Below are 14,797 nucleotides of genomic sequence, written 5' to 3'. Positions count from 1 at the left end.
TTTCGCAGCGCAGCGAGAATGTTTGAGCACGGAGGAAATACCCCGCCCGTCCCCGGGGCACCCTCCGTCAGTAATCGGTCCTACTCCAGCTCAAACGCTCCGGTGTAGAGCTGGTAGTAATACCCGCGCTTGGCGATCAGTTCGTCGTGGTTGCCGCGCTCGATGATACGGCCGTGGTCCAGACAGATGATCGCGTCGGAGTTACGCACGGTGGACAGGCGGTGTGCGATGACAAACGTCGTGCGGCCCTCCATGAGCTTATCCATGCCCGCCTGCACGATGGCCTCGGTGCGGGTGTCGATGGAGCTCGTGGCCTCGTCTAGAATCATCGCCGGCGGATCGGCGACGGCGGCGCGGGCGATCGAAATTAGCTGACGCTGGCCCTGCGACAGCTGTGCGCCGTTGCCGGTGAGCATGGTGTCATAGCCGTCGGGCAGGCGTGTGATAAAGTCGTCCGCGCCGGCAAGCTTGGCCGCCGCGATGCACTCCTCGTCGGTGGCATCCAGGTTGCCGTAGCGGATGTTATCCATCACGCTGCCGGTGAACAGGTTCACGTCCTGCAGCACCACGCCCAGCGAGCGGCGCAGATCGGCCTTGCGGATCTTGTTGACGTTGATGCCGTCGTAGCGGATCTTGCCGTCGGCGATGTCATAGAAACGGTTGATGAGGTTGGTGATGGTCGTCTTACCGGCACCGGTGGCGCCGACAAACGCGACTTTCTGGCCCGGCTTGGCAAACACGGACACGCCGTGCAGTACCTCGTGGTCGGGCGTGTAGCCAAAGTCGACGTTGTCCATGACCAGGTCGCCGCGCAGCGGTACGTACTCGATCTCGCCGGTTGCGCGGTGCGGGTGTTTCCATGCCCACATGCCGGTGTGGTGGTCGGCCTCCTCGAACTCCCAAGTCTCGGGGTTCACCTGCGCGTTGACGAGCGTCACGTAGCCTTCGTCGGCCTCGGGCTTCTCGTCGATGAGCTCAAAGATGCGGTCGGCGCCGGCGAGGCCCATGACCACGGCGTTGATCTGCTGCGAGATCTGGCCGATCTGTCCGCAGAACTGCTTGGTCATGTTGAGGAACGGCACCACGACGGCGATGGACAGCGCCATGCCCGAGATGCTCAGGTTGGGCACGCCCAGCGCCAGGAAAATGCCGCCGGCAAGGGCCACCAGCACGTAGAGCAGGTTGCCCAGGTTCATAAGGATGGGCATGAGGATGTTGGCGTACATGTTGGCCTTCTGGGAGACCTCGAAGAGCTTTTCGTTGCGCTCGTCAAAATCGGCCTCGGCGGCAGACTCGTGGCAGAACGCCTTGACGACCTTCTGGCCGTTCATGACCTCCTCGATATGGCCCTCGACCACGCCAAGCTCGGTCTGCTGCGCAATGAAGAAGCGCGCGGAGTTGGATCCGAGCAGCTTGGTCATAAAGGTCATAAAGGCGACGCCGGCGATGATGACCAAGCACATCCACACGCTGTAGTACAGCATGATAAAGAACACCGTGACGATGATGATGATCGTCATGAGCAGGTTGGGCAGCGACTGGCTGATCATCTGACGCAGCGTGTCGATGTCGTTGGTGTAGTGGCTCATGATATCGCCGCGCTGGTGCGTGTCGAAGTAGCGGATCGGCAGGTCCTGCATGCGGTTGAACATCATCTCGCGCAGCTTCTCGAGCGAGCCCTGCGTGACGATAGCCATGGCGCGGTTCCAGAAGAGCGAGGACAGGACGCCGACGCCGTAGATGCAGGCGAGGGTGGTCACGAGCTGTGCGATCTTGGGCTGTGCGGCTTCCCAATCGCCCGACTGCCACGATTCGCTAATAATCTGCAGGGCGCTCTGCAGGAAGGTCGCGCCGATGGAGTTGATGATGGCGCAGAGCACCACGCCGGCGACGACGAGGGGCAAAAGCACGGGATAGAAGCCAAAGAGCGTCTTGATGAGGCGCGACATGGTGCCGCCCTTGCGGTTGAGCGCGCGCTCGGCGGTCGTTGCCTTACTCATGTGCCTCGCCTCCTTCCTGGGTCTGAGCTTGCGTTGCGGATGCCTCGGTGTCGGCCTCGACGGCCCCTTCGCCCTCGGCGCTCATCTTGTTCTGCGAGGTAAAGGTCTCGCGGTAGATCTCGCTCGTCTTGAGCAGCTCATCATGGTTGCCGATCTGCGCGATACGGCCGCCCTCCATGACGATGATGCGGTCTGCGTCCTGCACGGAGCTGATGCGCTGGGCGATGATGATCTTGGTCGTGTTGGGCAGATAGCTTGCCAGACCTGCGCGAATCTTTGCGTCGGTCTTGGTGTCGACGGCGCTGGTGGAGTCGTCCAGGATCAAGATCTTGGGGCGACGCAGCAGGGCGCGTGCAATGCACAGGCGCTGCTTCTGACCGCCCGAAACATTAGAGCCGCCCTGTTCGATCCAGGTGTCGTAGCCCTTGGGGAAACCGTCGACAAACTCGTCGGCGCAGGCCAGATGCGCTGCCTCGCGGACTTCCTCGTCGGTGGCGTTCGGGTCGCCCCAACGCAGGTTCTCGGCGATGGTGCCGCTAAACAGCACGTTTTTCTGCAGCACCATGGCGACCTGGTGACGCAGCGCGTCCAGGTCGTAGTCGCGCACGTCCACGCCGCCCACGCGCACAGCGCCTTCGGTGGTGTCGTACAGGCGGGCGATGAGGTTAACGAGCGTGGACTTGGCCGAGCCGGTGCCGCCGATGATGCCGATGGTCTCGCCGCTCGTAATGTGCAGGTCGATATCGTCGAGCGCCTGGCGCTTCGCATGCTTGGAATACTTAAAGCTCACGTGGTCAAAGTCGATGGAACCGTCGGCAACCTCGAGCACGGGCTCGGCGGGATCGGCGATCGTGGGCTCGGCGGCCAGCACCTCGGCAATGCGGTGTGCCGATTCGTCGGCCATGGTCACCATGACAAAGATCATCGACAGCTGCATCAGGCTCATGAGAATCTGGAAACCATAGGTAAAGGTCGAGGAGAGCTGGCCCACGTCGAACAGCGTGCCCTGGCTCGTGATGATGAGCTTGGAGCCCAGGTAGATGATGACGACAAACGCGCCGTTGACGCAGATGTTCATCATGGGGTTGTTAGAGGCGAGCAGTTTCTCGGCGCGGGTGAAGTCCATCTGGACGTCGCGTGCGGCGGTCGCGAACTTCTCCTTCTCAAAGTCTTCGCGCACATAGCTCTTGACCACGCGCATGCCGGTGACGTTTTCCTCAACGGACTCGTTAAGGGCGTCGTACTTGTGGAACACACGCGAGAAGATGGGGCGCACCTTAAAGATGATAAAGAACAGTCCAAAGCCCAGCAGCGGAATGATGACCAGGTAGACCATGGCGACGCTGCCGCCCATGATAAATGCCATGGTAAAGGCGAAGATCAAGACCAGCGGCGCGCGCACGGCGATACGGATGATCATCATAAAGGCCTGCTGCACGTTGTTGATATCGGTGGTCAGGCGCGTGACGAGCGAGGAGCTCGAGAACTCATCGATGTTGGCAAAGCTGAACGTCTGGATCTTGTAGAACAGGTCGTGACGCAGGTTCTTGGCGAACCCGCAGCTCGCATGGCTGCAGGTGACGCCGGCCGCGGCGCCAAAAGCAAGCGACGTCAGCGCGATGAGCACCAAAAAGCCCGCGGTGGGAAGCATCTCGGCTACGGTGGCGCCGTCTTTGATGGTGTCGATCAGGTTGGCGGTGATAAATGGAATCAGCATCTCGCAGAGCACCTCGCCAAGCACGAGCAACGGCGTGGCAACGGTGACTTTCATATAGTCGCGGATGCTTCCCATGAGGGTTTTAATCATCCAGTTCCTCCCAGGTTACGCGGATTTTATCGAGCATTTCGGCGAGGTCCTCGCGCTCGTCGTGGGTGAGCGCGCTAAAGGCCCGTTCTCTAAAGCGGATGCGGGCCGCCTGGTCGATGCGGGCGTTTTCCCGGCCGGTTTCGGTCAGGCGAATGGTGAGTTGCCGTCGATCCTTGGGGTTACGGCTGCGCTCGATGAGGCCGTTGAGCTCGAGCTTGGACAGGATCTCGGAAAGCGATCCCGGCTTGAGGTCAAAGTGCATGCCGAGCTCCTGCTGCGACATCTCGCCGCCGGGTTGCTTGGCCAGCAGGCAGATGATGGGCGCCTTGCCGGACACGCCTCCGCCATGAAAATGCATGTAATGGCCGCAAAAGCCCAGATTATTGAGGATGCGCTTGGCAAGTTTGTCTTCGGCGCTGACCGCTTCGGGTACATCCGCCGGCTGTGACGGGTCGCCGCCGGGCTCATGCGAACAAAGGTTAAGAGGTTCATCGCACATGAATTAGTGCCGCTCCTTTCTTTAGTTAGGTAGAGGAATTGTTTTGTGCCTAACCAATTTAGGAGCGTGAGAAATCAATGTCAAGGTACCAAACTTATTAAGTTACGGCGTTTTACCAAACGCCGTAACCGCTCGACGCTGCAAGCGTTCCTAAGCGGCAATCTGACGTTCAATCATCGGGCATGGCCACAAGGCCTATGCCCTCCTCTTTCACGTCACCTTGCTCGCTTAGGAACGCTTTCGCTGTCCGTCCTCAACCTGTGATTCCGCCACGGTCTGCTTCGGTGCATGTGATCCCTTGGGGATGGAGGAAAAAAGGGATCATTTTCCGAAACCTTTCCGCAACAATTTGCCCTTCGTACCGCTCGACTCCGCTCACAACGTCCCCTGCGCTACACTTAGTCGCACTGTGGCGCTGCCGCGCCGCGCCCGAAACAAGGGAGACCCTCATGAAGAATACTCAGCTGCTGCTGATTAACGATATGTGCGGCTACGGCAAGGTCGCGCTTTCCGCCATGCTGCCGGTGCTGTCGCACATGGGTTACCGTATCCACAATCTGCCGACGGCACTTGTGTCCGACACGCTCAACTACCCCAAGTTCTACATCCACGACACCACCGAGTACGTGCGTCAAAGCCTCGCTATCTGGGAGGAGCTCGGCTTTGAGTTCGACGCCATCTCGACCGGCTTTATCGTGACCGAGGAAGAGACGCGCATCATCTCGGACTTTTGCCACCGCCGTGCGCAAAAGGGCACCAAGGTGTTCGTCGATCCCATCATGGGTGACAACGGCAAGCTCTATGCCGGCGTGCCCGAGTCCACGATTGGCCTCATGCGGCACCTGCTGGAGTGCGCAGACTACGCGGTGCCCAACTACACCGAGGCCTGTCTGCTCGCCGATGCGCCTATTGCAGAGCAGATCACGCCCGATGAGGCCCGCGCCCTTGTGGACGCCGTGCGCGAGTTGGGTGCCAAGTCGGTGGTCATTACGAGCGCCGTGGTCAATGGCACGAACGCGGTTATCGGTTACGACCATGTAGCGGGGGAGTACTTCACGATTCCCTTTGAGCTCATTCCGGTCTATTTCCCGGGTACGGGCGACACGTTCTCGGCAGTGCTCGTCGGCCGCGTTATGGCAGGTTGGAGTCTGCAGCGCGCGACGTCCGATGCCATGCGCGTGGTGGCTGAGCTTATCGAGCGCAATGCCGATCAAGAGGACAAGTCGGCCGGCCTGCCCATCGAGGCCTGCTTGGACGTGATCGACCATGAGTAATGCTGGCGAGGGCGGCGTCAAGCCTGCGGGCGAGAACAAGCCGCTCGGCGCGCCGCGTGGCAAGCGTCCGCGTATCCGCGTGAGCTGCGTGGACCAGCTAGGTGCGTGCCGCTGCCACCATGGTCACAAGCCGGGCGACGTTTTTGACTTCGACCGAGACCGCGGCAAGATGTGCGCCATGGCCTGCCATGTGGGCTTTCCCTATATCGATATCCTGCGCTATGGCGGAACCGTGCCTGGCAACGAGCCTGGTACGGCAAAGTTCTGCTGCCCCGAGGTCGACACCCTCAACGTCTGGCTTGCCGAGATCGTCGACGAATAGCCGGATGTGACAAAGGGGCGGGCCCTTTGTCGCATCCGCCGATGGTGCCCCTTCTTTTTTGCCTATAATCCTAAATCTCTGCATTTCATCCGATATTAGGTTCTAAAAACTCTGCATTTCATCGATAATCAAGCATATAAACCTTGCATTTCATTTGATGACACTGAGGGGAGAGCCTATGCTGCGTAGGAAAATAGCGGCAGAGCTGGAGCGTTGGCTGAAGTCTGCCGAGCAAAAGGCCTTATTCATTACGGGTTCTCGCCAGATCGGCAAAAGTTATTCGATTCGCGCATTTGGCAAAGCCAGCCATGCAATCTACATCGAACTCAACCTCATGGAAAATCGCCAGGCAAAAGATGCTCTTCTCGAGGCACGGGATGCCGACGATTTCATCAGCAGGGTGACGCTTCTCTCGGGAAAGCCGATAGCACCGGGCAAAACGCTCGTGTTTATCGATGAGGTCCAAGAGGCCCCCGACATCATGACGATGGCAAAGTTCCTTGTTGAGGACGGGAGGTGCCGCTGGGCGTTTTCGGGGTCAATGCTCGGGACCCAGTTCAAGGTCGTTAGGTCCTATCCCGTGGGATATGTTCACGAGCTTAGGATGTTCCCGCTCGATTTCGAGGAGTTTTGCTGGGCGATCGGGGTGAGCGAGGGAGCTCGCCAAACGATACGCGACGCGTGTATCAGCGAGAAGCCCATTCCTGATTACATTCACGACGCGATGATGGCAAACTTCAGGACCTATACCGTTGTCGGTGGAATGCCAGAGGTCGTGCAGCGTTTCCTTGACACGCGGGGCGACCTTGCCTCTGTTCGTCAGCTACAGTCAGAGCTCAACGAACAGTACCGGCGGGATATCTCCATGTATGCAAGCGGGCGAGCCCTTCAGGTGCAGAGCATTTACGATCAGCTCCCTATTATGCTCGAGGGCGAAAACAAACGCTTCGTGCTCAATTCCATTGACCTCAAGGCGCATTACGACAAGTACCAGCGAGATTTTGTCTGGCTTGTCGATGCCGGCGTTGCTCTCAAGGCGGATATCGTAACCGAGCCAAAGTCGCCCCTGCTCAAGACGGCACGGCCATCGCAGTTCAAGCTATACCAATCGGATACGGGCATGTTGATGGCGCGCTACCCCGTTGGCGTCGCCCAGGCGGCGTATCTTGATAGCAAGGAACCCAATCTGGGCGGTATTTACGAAAACGTGGTGGCCCAGCAGCTGACTGCCCAAAATCGCCAGCTTTACTACTATCAGACAAAGAAGCGCGGCGAAGTGGACTTTGTGGTCGACGGACCGGATGGAACGGCTGTTCCGATCGAGGTTAAATCGGGTTCCTATTACCACGCGCACGCCGCGCTCGGTCATGTGCTTGATACGGCCGAATATGGCGTAAGGCTTGGGATTGTTTTCTCGAGAGGCAACGTTGAACGCAGCGGAGCTGTTCTTTATTTGCCGCTATATGCGACCTGGGCCCTTTCGGATGTTTTGGGTGACTCCTGTGCCGAGGGGATAAAGCTGGAGGTCAAGCCGGTCTAGGGACAGTCCCCGATGCGACAAAGGGATAGTGCCTTTGTCGCATCCGCTATCCGAGATAATGAGCGTGGATTTTCTCCCGTCTAGAGCGCACTTGAATGCTCAAAGTGGGAGAAAATCCACGCTCGATCTGTATGCCGATGACGCGGCTCGCGAGGTTCGTGCGCCCGCGAACCTACATCTGCTCGAGCATGGCAGTGCAGCCGGCGAGCACATCGCGGTAGGTGGCATCGAAGTTGCCGGTGTACCAGGGATCGGCCACGTCGCCGGGGCGCTCGGTCCAATCGAGCAAGCGCGTAATCTTGCCGTCGGGGTCGTCGCCAAAGATGCGACGCAGACCGCGCGCGTTCTCAGCATCCATATAAACAATGCGATCCCAGTTGCCATACTCTGCGCGCCGCACCTGACGTGCGCGATGTGCGACGACGGGAATCCCAACCTCGCGTAGCTTGGCAACGGTACCGTGATGTGGCGGGTTGCCGATCTCCTCGGTCGAGGTCGCGGCGGAATCGATGACAAACTCGTCCGCGCGTCCGGCGCGGTGCACCAGCTCGGTAAACACCGACTCAGCCATCGTCGAGCGGCAGATATTTCCATAGCAGATAAAAAGAATGCGTTGCATAGAACGATACCTTTCATATAGAAGGCTGCTAAAGAGTCGAAGCCGGGCGCATGCAGAGTTTTATTTCTTGGCCAGTTTGAAGTAACGCTCAAATATCAATTCGAAAACGTAATAGAACATCAATCGACTGTCGAGGTCCATGCTGCCCAAGCGGATTTCTTTTTGCACGGTGTAGATAGGGTAGTCGGCTAGTTTCGAGAGAGAATTTCGAGAAAAGCCGGTGAGTGTGACGACCTTGCATCCGCGCGTTTTGGCTATCGATGTAGCGTCAATAGACACCTGCGTCTCGCCGCTTACGGAAACGCTGAAGACCAGGTCGTTTTTGCCGAGGAGTTCTGCGTAATGCCTCATGACGTGGCGTTCACTAAGCGTGTCGGTATTCTTGCCCATTATTTTGAGCTTTTCAGCCATCTCGAGGCACGGGTATTTCGAAAAGCCCGAGCAGAAGAACACGATATGCGAGGCGTCCTGGATAAGGCTTACAACCGAGTCGATGACCCGGTCGTTAATCAGGTCTTTTGTTTGTACGAGCTGGGTGTCGAGCGGAAGTGTCTCGATTGTGAATCGATTGCGGTCGAGCGAGGCGGAATACGATTGTTTGAGCTCCGTAAACCCCGAGAAGCCAAGCTTATGAGCAAGCCTGACGATTGTATTGGGAGCGACGAAGAACCGTTCAGCAACGCTCTTAAGCGTGACATCGTCAATATCATCACGCAGCTCGATGATGTAGCGCATGATCTCGCTTTCGAGATCGTTGAGCTTGCTCTCGCCAGCCCGCACATGATCATAAAAAGATGCTTGATCTTTCATAAGATGTTCCAGCCCCTCGCACCTCGTCGTACATATGGTACCGCTTTGTGTAGCCAGGTGAGAAATCGGTAATCGGTCAAGATCGCCAATTGCCCATGAACTGGGTAAACGTGCGTGTCTGCCTACACATATCTGTGTCGTGAGCGAAATCATGTGTCCCCGTTTCGCATTGGCTCACACGGGGACTCGCAAATGACCTTATGTCGCAAAATATCAATCGAAACGAAGCAAGCCGAGGACAACCGCGGAGCCCAAGGTCTTCGAGAACACCGATCAGCCAACCCTGGAGGGACGGAACATGAAGGATAAGCTCAATATTGTGATCGTTGGCGGCGGCTCCACGTGGTGCCCTGGCATTCTTAAAGCCCTGACCAAGCACATGGACATTCTGCCGCTGAACCGCGTGATGCTCTATGACATCGATGCCGAGCGTCAGCGTCCGATCGGCGAGTTTGGCAAGATCCTCTTCGCCGAGGAGGAGCCCGGTGTGGAGTTTGGTTACACCACCGATAAGGACGAGGCTTACACCGACGTCGACTTTGTGCTCTGCCAGATTCGTACCGGCGGCTACGAGATGCGTAGCAAGGACGAGAAGATTCCGCTGCATATGGGAATCATCGGCCAGGAAACGGTGGGCCCTGGCGGCATGGCTTACGGTATGCGCTCCATGCATGACATGGTTGAGATCGTCAACGACGTTCGCGCTCATAGCCCGGAGGCGTGGATTATCAACTACACCAACCCGGCTGCTATTGTGGCATATGGTCTCGAGCGCGTCCTGCCCGATGAGCATCGCGTCCTCAACATCTGCGATCAGCCCGTCAACCTCATGCGCTCTTACGGTCGCCTGCTCGGTCGCGATATGAGCAAGACGGAGCCCGTGTACTTCGGCCTCAATCACTTCGGTTGGTTCAAGCACATCTACGATGAAGAGGGCCATGACCTCGTCCCGCAGATTAAGGAGTACACGGAGAAGAACGGCTTCCTTCCTGCCGATGCCGAGCAGCGTGACCAGTCCTGGCTTGATACCTACGCCATGGTCAAGGACATGCTCGAGGACTTCCCCGACTATCTGCCCAACACTTATCTGCAGTACTATCTGTATCCCGAGTACAAGGTCGTTCACCTCGACCCCGACTACACTCGCTCCGACGAGGTTATCAACGGTCGTGAGAAGCGCGTGTTCGCCGAGTGCGAGCGTGTTGCCAAAGTCGGCACCGCAAAGAACTCCTCGGTTGTGCAAAACGACGCTCATGGCGATATGATCGTGGAAATCACGTCGGCCATTTATCGCAACACCAACAAGACTTTCATTGTCATTGTGCCCAACAACGGCATTATCGAGGGTATGCCCGATGACGCCATGGTCGAGGTTGCGGCAAGCGTGGGCGCCAATGGCCCGCAGCCCTATGCTGTTGGCAAGATCGGTACCTTCTATCGCGGCCTTATGGAGAACCAGTACGCCTATGAGCGCCTGACTGTTGAGGCTTGGATGGAGGGCTCCTACGAGAAGGCTCTGCAGGCACTCACGCTTAATCGTCTGGTCGGTGACGCCAAGAAGGCTCGCAAAGTGCTCGACAAGCTCATCGAGGCCAATAAGGATTACTGGCCGGAGCTTAAGTAGTTAGTTCCATAGCGCTTGATAACTGTTATGGGGCGTGTGGGCTGTAGAGCTGCACGCCCCGTTTCTTTAAGAGGGGTATCCCATGAACAAAGATGAGCTGCTGGCAAAGTTCCAGCGCCTGGGCAAAGTCCTCATGACGCCTGTCTTGATCCTGCCAATCGCCGGCATCCTTCAGGGCTTTGGCAATGCCTTTACCAGCCCCACCCTTACGGCAGCTGTTCCCTGGCTTGCTGCTCCGGGCTTTGCGATCTTCTTTTCGATTCTCAAGGCCGCTGCCAGCATCGTTATGAACAACATCCCGGTTATCTTCTCGATTTGTCTCGCCTATGGCTTCGCCAAGTCCGAGAAGGCTACCGCGGCGCTTTGTGGCTTTTTGGGCTACATGTGCATGAATTCCGTGATGGGCACGTTCCTTACGGCGACTGGCGTTATCGATCCCGCGAATCTTACGACGGGCCAGAGCACGATCCTCGGCATCACCACGCTCGACACGGGCGTTATCGGCGGTCTTCTGGTGGGCGCAATCGTCGCATGGTTGCATAACCGTTACTACAAGATTGAGCTGCCTGCCGTGTTCTCCATCTTCAACGGCACGCGCTTTATCCCGGCGGTGACGCTGCTCTCATGCAGCATCCTCGCATTGGTCATGTCCTTTGTTTTCCCGTTTATTCAGAACGCTCTCGGCGCGCTGTCCGAGTTCATCAAGACTACGGGTGCCTTTGGTGCATTTGTCTACGGCGCCGGCGAGCGCATGCTCCTGCCTTTTGGCCTGCATCACTTTGTCTATTTGCCGTTCTTCTTCACGTCGCTTGGTGGCGTCGAGACCATCGACGGCCAGACTGTTCAGGGCGCTATCAATATCTACAACGCGATCCTGGGCTCTCCCAGCACGCCGTTTAACATCGAGGTCAGCCGTTTTGTCATGAACGGCAAGGTTATCTTCGCCATGTTCGGCCTGCCCGGCGCTGCACTCGCCTTCTACAAGACGGCGCTTCCCAAGAACAAGAAGAAGACCGCAGCGCTCATGATTGCCATCGTGGTGCCTTGCATCCTCTCCGGCATTACCGAGCCGCTCGAGTACTCCTTCCTGTTCATCGCGCCCATCCTCTACGTATTCCACGCTCTCATGGCTGGTCTTGCTTATGCGCTGACCTATATCCTGCAGTTCAACGTGGCCGGTTCCGCATCCTTTGGCGGCCCGCTCTTGTCGTTGATCTTTAACGGCATTATGGGTGCAGCCAAGGGCTCCAACTGGCAGGTTATCCTGTTCCTCGGCCCCATCTACTTCGTGGTGTACTACTTCGTCTTCAAGTTCATCATCCTTAAGAAGGACCTTAAGACCCCCGGCCGCGAGGAAGAGTCCGACGATGAGGCCGAAAAGGCTCCCAAGACCGTGATCAGCGACCTCATTCCCGCCATCGTTGAGGCAGTGGGCGGCGACAACAATATTAAGTCTGTCGAGGCCTGCTTCACCCGTCTGCGCATCCAGCTCAATGACTGTGACAAGGTGGTTGATGACGCCGAGTTTACCGAAAAGCTCGAAGCGCGTGGCATCGTGCATGTTAACGGCGGCGTGCAGATTGTCTACGGTAACATGGCATCTAACTACGCAACTCAGATGCGCGAGCTGCTGGGTATGGAGTAAACGCCCCACATATCTATAAAATCCGGTATAAAAGGCGGCGACAGACAATGCGTCTTCCGCCGCCTTTGAGTTGCCCCGCGCGCATTTCGTGTACTTCATATACACGAAAACTGGAAAATCGTGCATTCGAAGTACATGAGATCGAACCACAGCTAAAGGAGCTGGCCTAGCCTGTCGTCAGGTAAGCGTCGCGACCGGAACGATAGGCGTTTTAGAGGGAACCTCGCTCTACGCCCTCGCCCGCCTGCGCTCCCAGCGAGCCAACTTAATCGTCGCCAGCGTGAGCGCCCAGGCCACAAGTGAGAACGCGGCGCCCACGGCACCCACGTACGCAATGCCAATTCCGTTTACCACGGCGCCGCCCACTGCGGTGCCAAACGAGATGCCGACGTTAAACGCCATGGGCTCAACCGAACTTGCGAGTACCATCGACTTGGGATGGCGGCTGCGAGCCACGTCCATAAAGTGCGTGATGCATGACACCGAGAACAGGTACATGAGCAGCGCCAAGCTAAAGACAAAGACCAGCGCGAGCGGCATGGTGCCGCCCACGGCAAACAGCCCGAGTAACGCCGCGGCCTGCAGCACAAACGTCACAAGCAGTGCCTTCATGCCAAAACGCGCGTCGATCCATCCGCCCAGGATGTTCGAGATCAGGCAGAACACGCCGTAGGCCATAAGCGTGGTACTGGCTTCGACCGTGCCCATACCCAGCACCTGCTCAAGATAAGGCGTAACGTAGCCGTAGAATACATAGACCGAGCCCACGCCAAACAAAAAGATAAGCATGCCGGTGATGATGCTCGGTTCGCGTAGCAGACCCGCCTGCTCGCGGAAGGTAGCGGGTTCGTCGGTCTGTCCGGCGCGCGGCATAAACGCCACGAGCGCTCCGCAGATCAAAACGGCAAAGGTCAGCGTACCGTACATGGCCACGTGCCAATCGAGCGTGTCGGCCACAAACTTGCCGATCGAAGTGACAAAGACCATCGCCACGGAAAACGCGCCGTACACGACCGAGATGGCAAGCGAAGTTTGCTGCGGGGACAGCAGCTCTGGGATGTACGTCACGCCCACGGCGAGCAGCGCGCCCGAGACGGATCCCAGGACAATGCGCGAGATAAAGAGCACCTGGAAGTTGGGCGCCAACGCCATGACCAGGTTGCCGAGCACAAAGACGATGCTGTAGTACACGAGCAACTGGTAGCGGCGGAATCGCCCCGTGCTGAGCGCAAGCACCGGCGTGGCGATGGCGTAGACGAGCGCGAACACGCTGATGAGCTGGCCCGCAGTGGCAAGTGATACGCCGAGTTCCGTTGCCAAGTCGCTTTCGATGCCGATGACCACGAACTCTGAGCAGCCGAGCGAGAATCCCAACAGCACGAGCAGCGCCAGGCAGAGCTTGGTGCGCGCGGGGGAGAGCGCGGCGGCGGTTGACTTACTTTTAGACGTGGTTGCGGCGGTCAAGGTTGTCACTCCAATGTCGCATGAATAAGCGGGATTCAATCCCTGCAACTCTAACAGAATGCGACAAAGGGGCAGTCCCTTTGTCGCATTGCGCTGCCAGCCAGTCGCCCAAACCGTCACAACATTCGATGAAAATCTCGAAAACGAGGAAAAGCGTCGAATGTTGTGACGGTTTTCCTGTCTGTGCCGGCGAGCTCCAGCACCGTCTGGGGGTATAAGGCTAGCAAGTGTTTATTTGCGAGGCTTAAGGGGCGCCCCGTATGGATATCGATAACTTTGAATGGTGGTATAGCGAGGGCGAGGCTCCGGACGAAGAGTGGGACGAGCCCGCGCCGTGTGACGTGTCGAGCGACGAGGACGAGTCCGGCAATGATACCGGTGTCGAGCCTGAAGCCGCCTCCGATGCCGCCGAGCCCCTGACCTTTGAGCAGGCCTGGGCCCAGGCTGAGGCTGACGAGGCAAAGGCCGATGCCACGGCCACGCTGGGTGAGCCGGCCGATATGTCCATCTCGCCGGCAAAGACCCCGCAGCCGCGTCACACTATCGACCCCGATAGCACGGCATCCTTCAGCATTCTCGACGTGCCCTCGCAGGGCGCTCAAGCGCCCGCGCCCACGCATCGTCCCGACTTGGCTCGCGAGGAAGACGCGGGCCGCCGCTCGCCGCTCGGCCCCATCCTCATCGCCTTCATGGCCGGCGTCATCGCTTGCGCGGCGATCGGAAATGTCTGGAGCCACGTGGAGCAACAGCGCAAAGACGCCGCCAAGGTCGAGATGTCTGTCGAGCAATCGCTCAGCCGCACGCGCTCAGTGCATGTGTCGGTCGAGGTTAAGGACGGCGCGACGTGGGATACCGCGCGCGGCGATAGCCAAATGCTCATCCATATCGTGGGCCGCACGCTCAAGGGACAAGCAATCGACGAGTATCAATACGTTAATTCCGAAGGTGACGGCATCGAGCTCAAGCCCGGCGACTACGAGCTCACGGTCGATGAGCCGCCCGTCGCCACCGACGGCACGCGTTACCGTGCCTCAAAGCGCATGGTTCCGGTGAGTTTTAATTCACAGGCGCCCGATACGGTCGACAGCACGCCGCAGGGCGGGTTCGACCTTTACGCAATCGTTCAATAACTGTGCCTGTCGCTTCTCCTTGCCGCCAAGAGTGGGACAATAGCCCTCGACACCGTTGTTTAC

12 protein-coding genes are annotated in these 14,797 nt (G+C 58.1%); 6 read left to right on the top strand and 6 right to left on the bottom strand.

The features are described 5' to 3' along the window. Positions 1–80: 80 nt before the first annotated feature. From DXD39_RS09690 to DXD39_RS09680, 3 genes are read right to left on the bottom strand one after another with little or no spacing between them, the layout of a single operon-like run. Positions 81–2,000 (bottom strand): ABC transporter ATP-binding protein, encoded by a 1,920-nt coding sequence (locus DXD39_RS09690; RefSeq protein WP_117803934.1) that lies wholly within the window; start codon positions 1,998–2,000, stop codon positions 81–83. Then, entirely contained in the window at positions 1,993–3,807 is a 1,815-nt protein-coding gene (locus DXD39_RS09685) for an ABC transporter ATP-binding protein (protein ID WP_117803933.1), read from the bottom strand. The genes DXD39_RS09690 and DXD39_RS09685 overlap by 8 nt, the downstream gene beginning before the upstream one ends. Then, a complete protein-coding gene (locus DXD39_RS09680; RefSeq protein ID WP_117803932.1) occupies positions 3,800–4,306 on the bottom strand; it encodes a MarR family winged helix-turn-helix transcriptional regulator in 507 nt (168 codons plus the stop codon). Before DXD39_RS09680 ends, DXD39_RS09685 begins: the two co-directional genes overlap by 8 nt. A 449-nt stretch (positions 4,307–4,755) precedes the next feature. On the opposite strand from DXD39_RS09680, the gene DXD39_RS09675 reads away from it, so the two are divergent. The 3 genes from DXD39_RS09675 to DXD39_RS09665 all read left to right on the top strand — a co-directional run bounded on the left by DXD39_RS09675 (position 4,756) and on the right by DXD39_RS09665 (position 7,442). Next, positions 4,756–5,580 (top strand): PfkB family carbohydrate kinase, encoded by an 825-nt coding sequence (locus tag DXD39_RS09675; RefSeq protein WP_117803931.1) that lies wholly within the window; start codon positions 4,756–4,758, stop codon positions 5,578–5,580. Further along, a complete protein-coding gene (locus tag DXD39_RS09670; RefSeq protein ID WP_192934641.1) occupies positions 5,573–5,902 on the top strand; it encodes a TIGR04076 family protein in 330 nt (109 codons plus the stop codon). The genes DXD39_RS09675 and DXD39_RS09670 overlap by 8 nt, the downstream gene beginning before the upstream one ends. Positions 5,903–6,080: 178 nt before the next feature. Next, positions 6,081–7,442 (top strand): ATP-binding protein, encoded by a 1,362-nt coding sequence (locus DXD39_RS09665; protein ID WP_117803930.1) that lies wholly within the window; start codon positions 6,081–6,083, stop codon positions 7,440–7,442. Positions 7,443–7,614: 172 nt separating this feature from the next. Here DXD39_RS09665 and DXD39_RS09660 read toward each other — a convergent pair whose 3' ends face one another. Both DXD39_RS09660 and DXD39_RS09655 read right to left on the bottom strand, forming a co-directional pair. Then, positions 7,615–8,061, bottom strand: coding sequence for a low molecular weight protein-tyrosine-phosphatase (locus DXD39_RS09660; protein ID WP_117803929.1), 447 nt, complete (start codon positions 8,059–8,061; stop codon positions 7,615–7,617). Positions 8,062–8,121: 60 nt separating this feature from the next. Continuing rightward, complete coding sequence (locus DXD39_RS09655; RefSeq protein ID WP_158565526.1) at positions 8,122–8,871, bottom strand: MurR/RpiR family transcriptional regulator; 750 nt, start codon at positions 8,869–8,871, stop codon at positions 8,122–8,124. Positions 8,872–9,169: 298 nt separating this feature from the next. Between DXD39_RS09655 and DXD39_RS09650 the strand changes: the two genes are divergently transcribed. After that, on the top strand, positions 9,170–10,495 hold the full coding sequence (locus DXD39_RS09650; RefSeq protein ID WP_117803928.1) for a 6-phospho-alpha-glucosidase: 1,326 nt from the start codon (positions 9,170–9,172) through the stop codon (positions 10,493–10,495). A gap of 82 nt (positions 10,496–10,577) precedes the next feature. Continuing rightward, positions 10,578–12,140 (top strand): PTS transporter subunit EIIC, encoded by a 1,563-nt coding sequence (locus DXD39_RS09645; protein WP_117803927.1) that lies wholly within the window; start codon positions 10,578–10,580, stop codon positions 12,138–12,140. Positions 12,141–12,368: 228 nt separating this feature from the next. Here DXD39_RS09645 and DXD39_RS09640 read toward each other — a convergent pair whose 3' ends face one another. Beyond that, positions 12,369–13,613, bottom strand: coding sequence for an MFS transporter (locus DXD39_RS09640; protein WP_233541167.1), 1,245 nt, complete (start codon positions 13,611–13,613; stop codon positions 12,369–12,371). Positions 13,614–13,864: 251 nt separating this feature from the next. On the opposite strand from DXD39_RS09640, the gene DXD39_RS09635 reads away from it, so the two are divergent. Next, positions 13,865–14,734, top strand: a complete 870-nt coding sequence (locus DXD39_RS09635) for a hypothetical protein (RefSeq protein WP_117803926.1) — start codon at positions 13,865–13,867, stop codon at positions 14,732–14,734. Positions 14,735–14,797 lie beyond the last annotated feature (63 nt).

Source organism: Collinsella sp. TM04-29 (assembly GCF_003466565.1).
In the GTDB taxonomy this organism is placed as follows: domain Bacteria; phylum Actinomycetota; class Coriobacteriia; order Coriobacteriales; family Coriobacteriaceae; genus Collinsella.
Note: the sequence above shows the minus strand (reverse complement) of the source record. Positions and strands in the feature narration are given on the sequence as shown.

Bases quoted from the DNA above. Each gene is read 5' to 3' on its own strand.
- DXD39_RS09690 (WP_117803934.1), bottom strand. From the start codon at position 2,000: ATGAGTAAGGCAACGACCGCCGAGCGCGCGCTCAACCGCAAGGGCGGC.
- DXD39_RS09665 (WP_117803930.1), top strand. From the start codon at position 6,081: ATGCTGCGTAGGAAAATAGCGGCAGAGCTGGAGCGTTGGCTGAAGTCT.
- DXD39_RS09685 (WP_117803933.1), bottom strand. From the start codon at position 3,807: ATGATTAAAACCCTCATGGGAAGCATCCGCGACTATATGAAAGTCACC.
- DXD39_RS09645 (WP_117803927.1), top strand. From the start codon at position 10,578: ATGAACAAAGATGAGCTGCTGGCAAAGTTCCAGCGCCTGGGCAAAGTC.
- DXD39_RS09670 (WP_192934641.1), top strand. From the start codon at position 5,573: ATGAGTAATGCTGGCGAGGGCGGCGTCAAGCCTGCGGGCGAGAACAAG.
- DXD39_RS09675 (WP_117803931.1), top strand. From the start codon at position 4,756: ATGAAGAATACTCAGCTGCTGCTGATTAACGATATGTGCGGCTACGGC.
- DXD39_RS09635 (WP_117803926.1), top strand. From the start codon at position 13,865: ATGGATATCGATAACTTTGAATGGTGGTATAGCGAGGGCGAGGCTCCG.
- DXD39_RS09650 (WP_117803928.1), top strand. From the start codon at position 9,170: ATGAAGGATAAGCTCAATATTGTGATCGTTGGCGGCGGCTCCACGTGG.
- DXD39_RS09660 (WP_117803929.1), bottom strand. From the start codon at position 8,061: ATGCAACGCATTCTTTTTATCTGCTATGGAAATATCTGCCGCTCGACG.
- DXD39_RS09680 (WP_117803932.1), bottom strand. From the start codon at position 4,306: ATGTGCGATGAACCTCTTAACCTTTGTTCGCATGAGCCCGGCGGCGAC.
- DXD39_RS09655 (WP_158565526.1), bottom strand. From the start codon at position 8,871: ATGAAAGATCAAGCATCTTTTTATGATCATGTGCGGGCTGGCGAGAGC.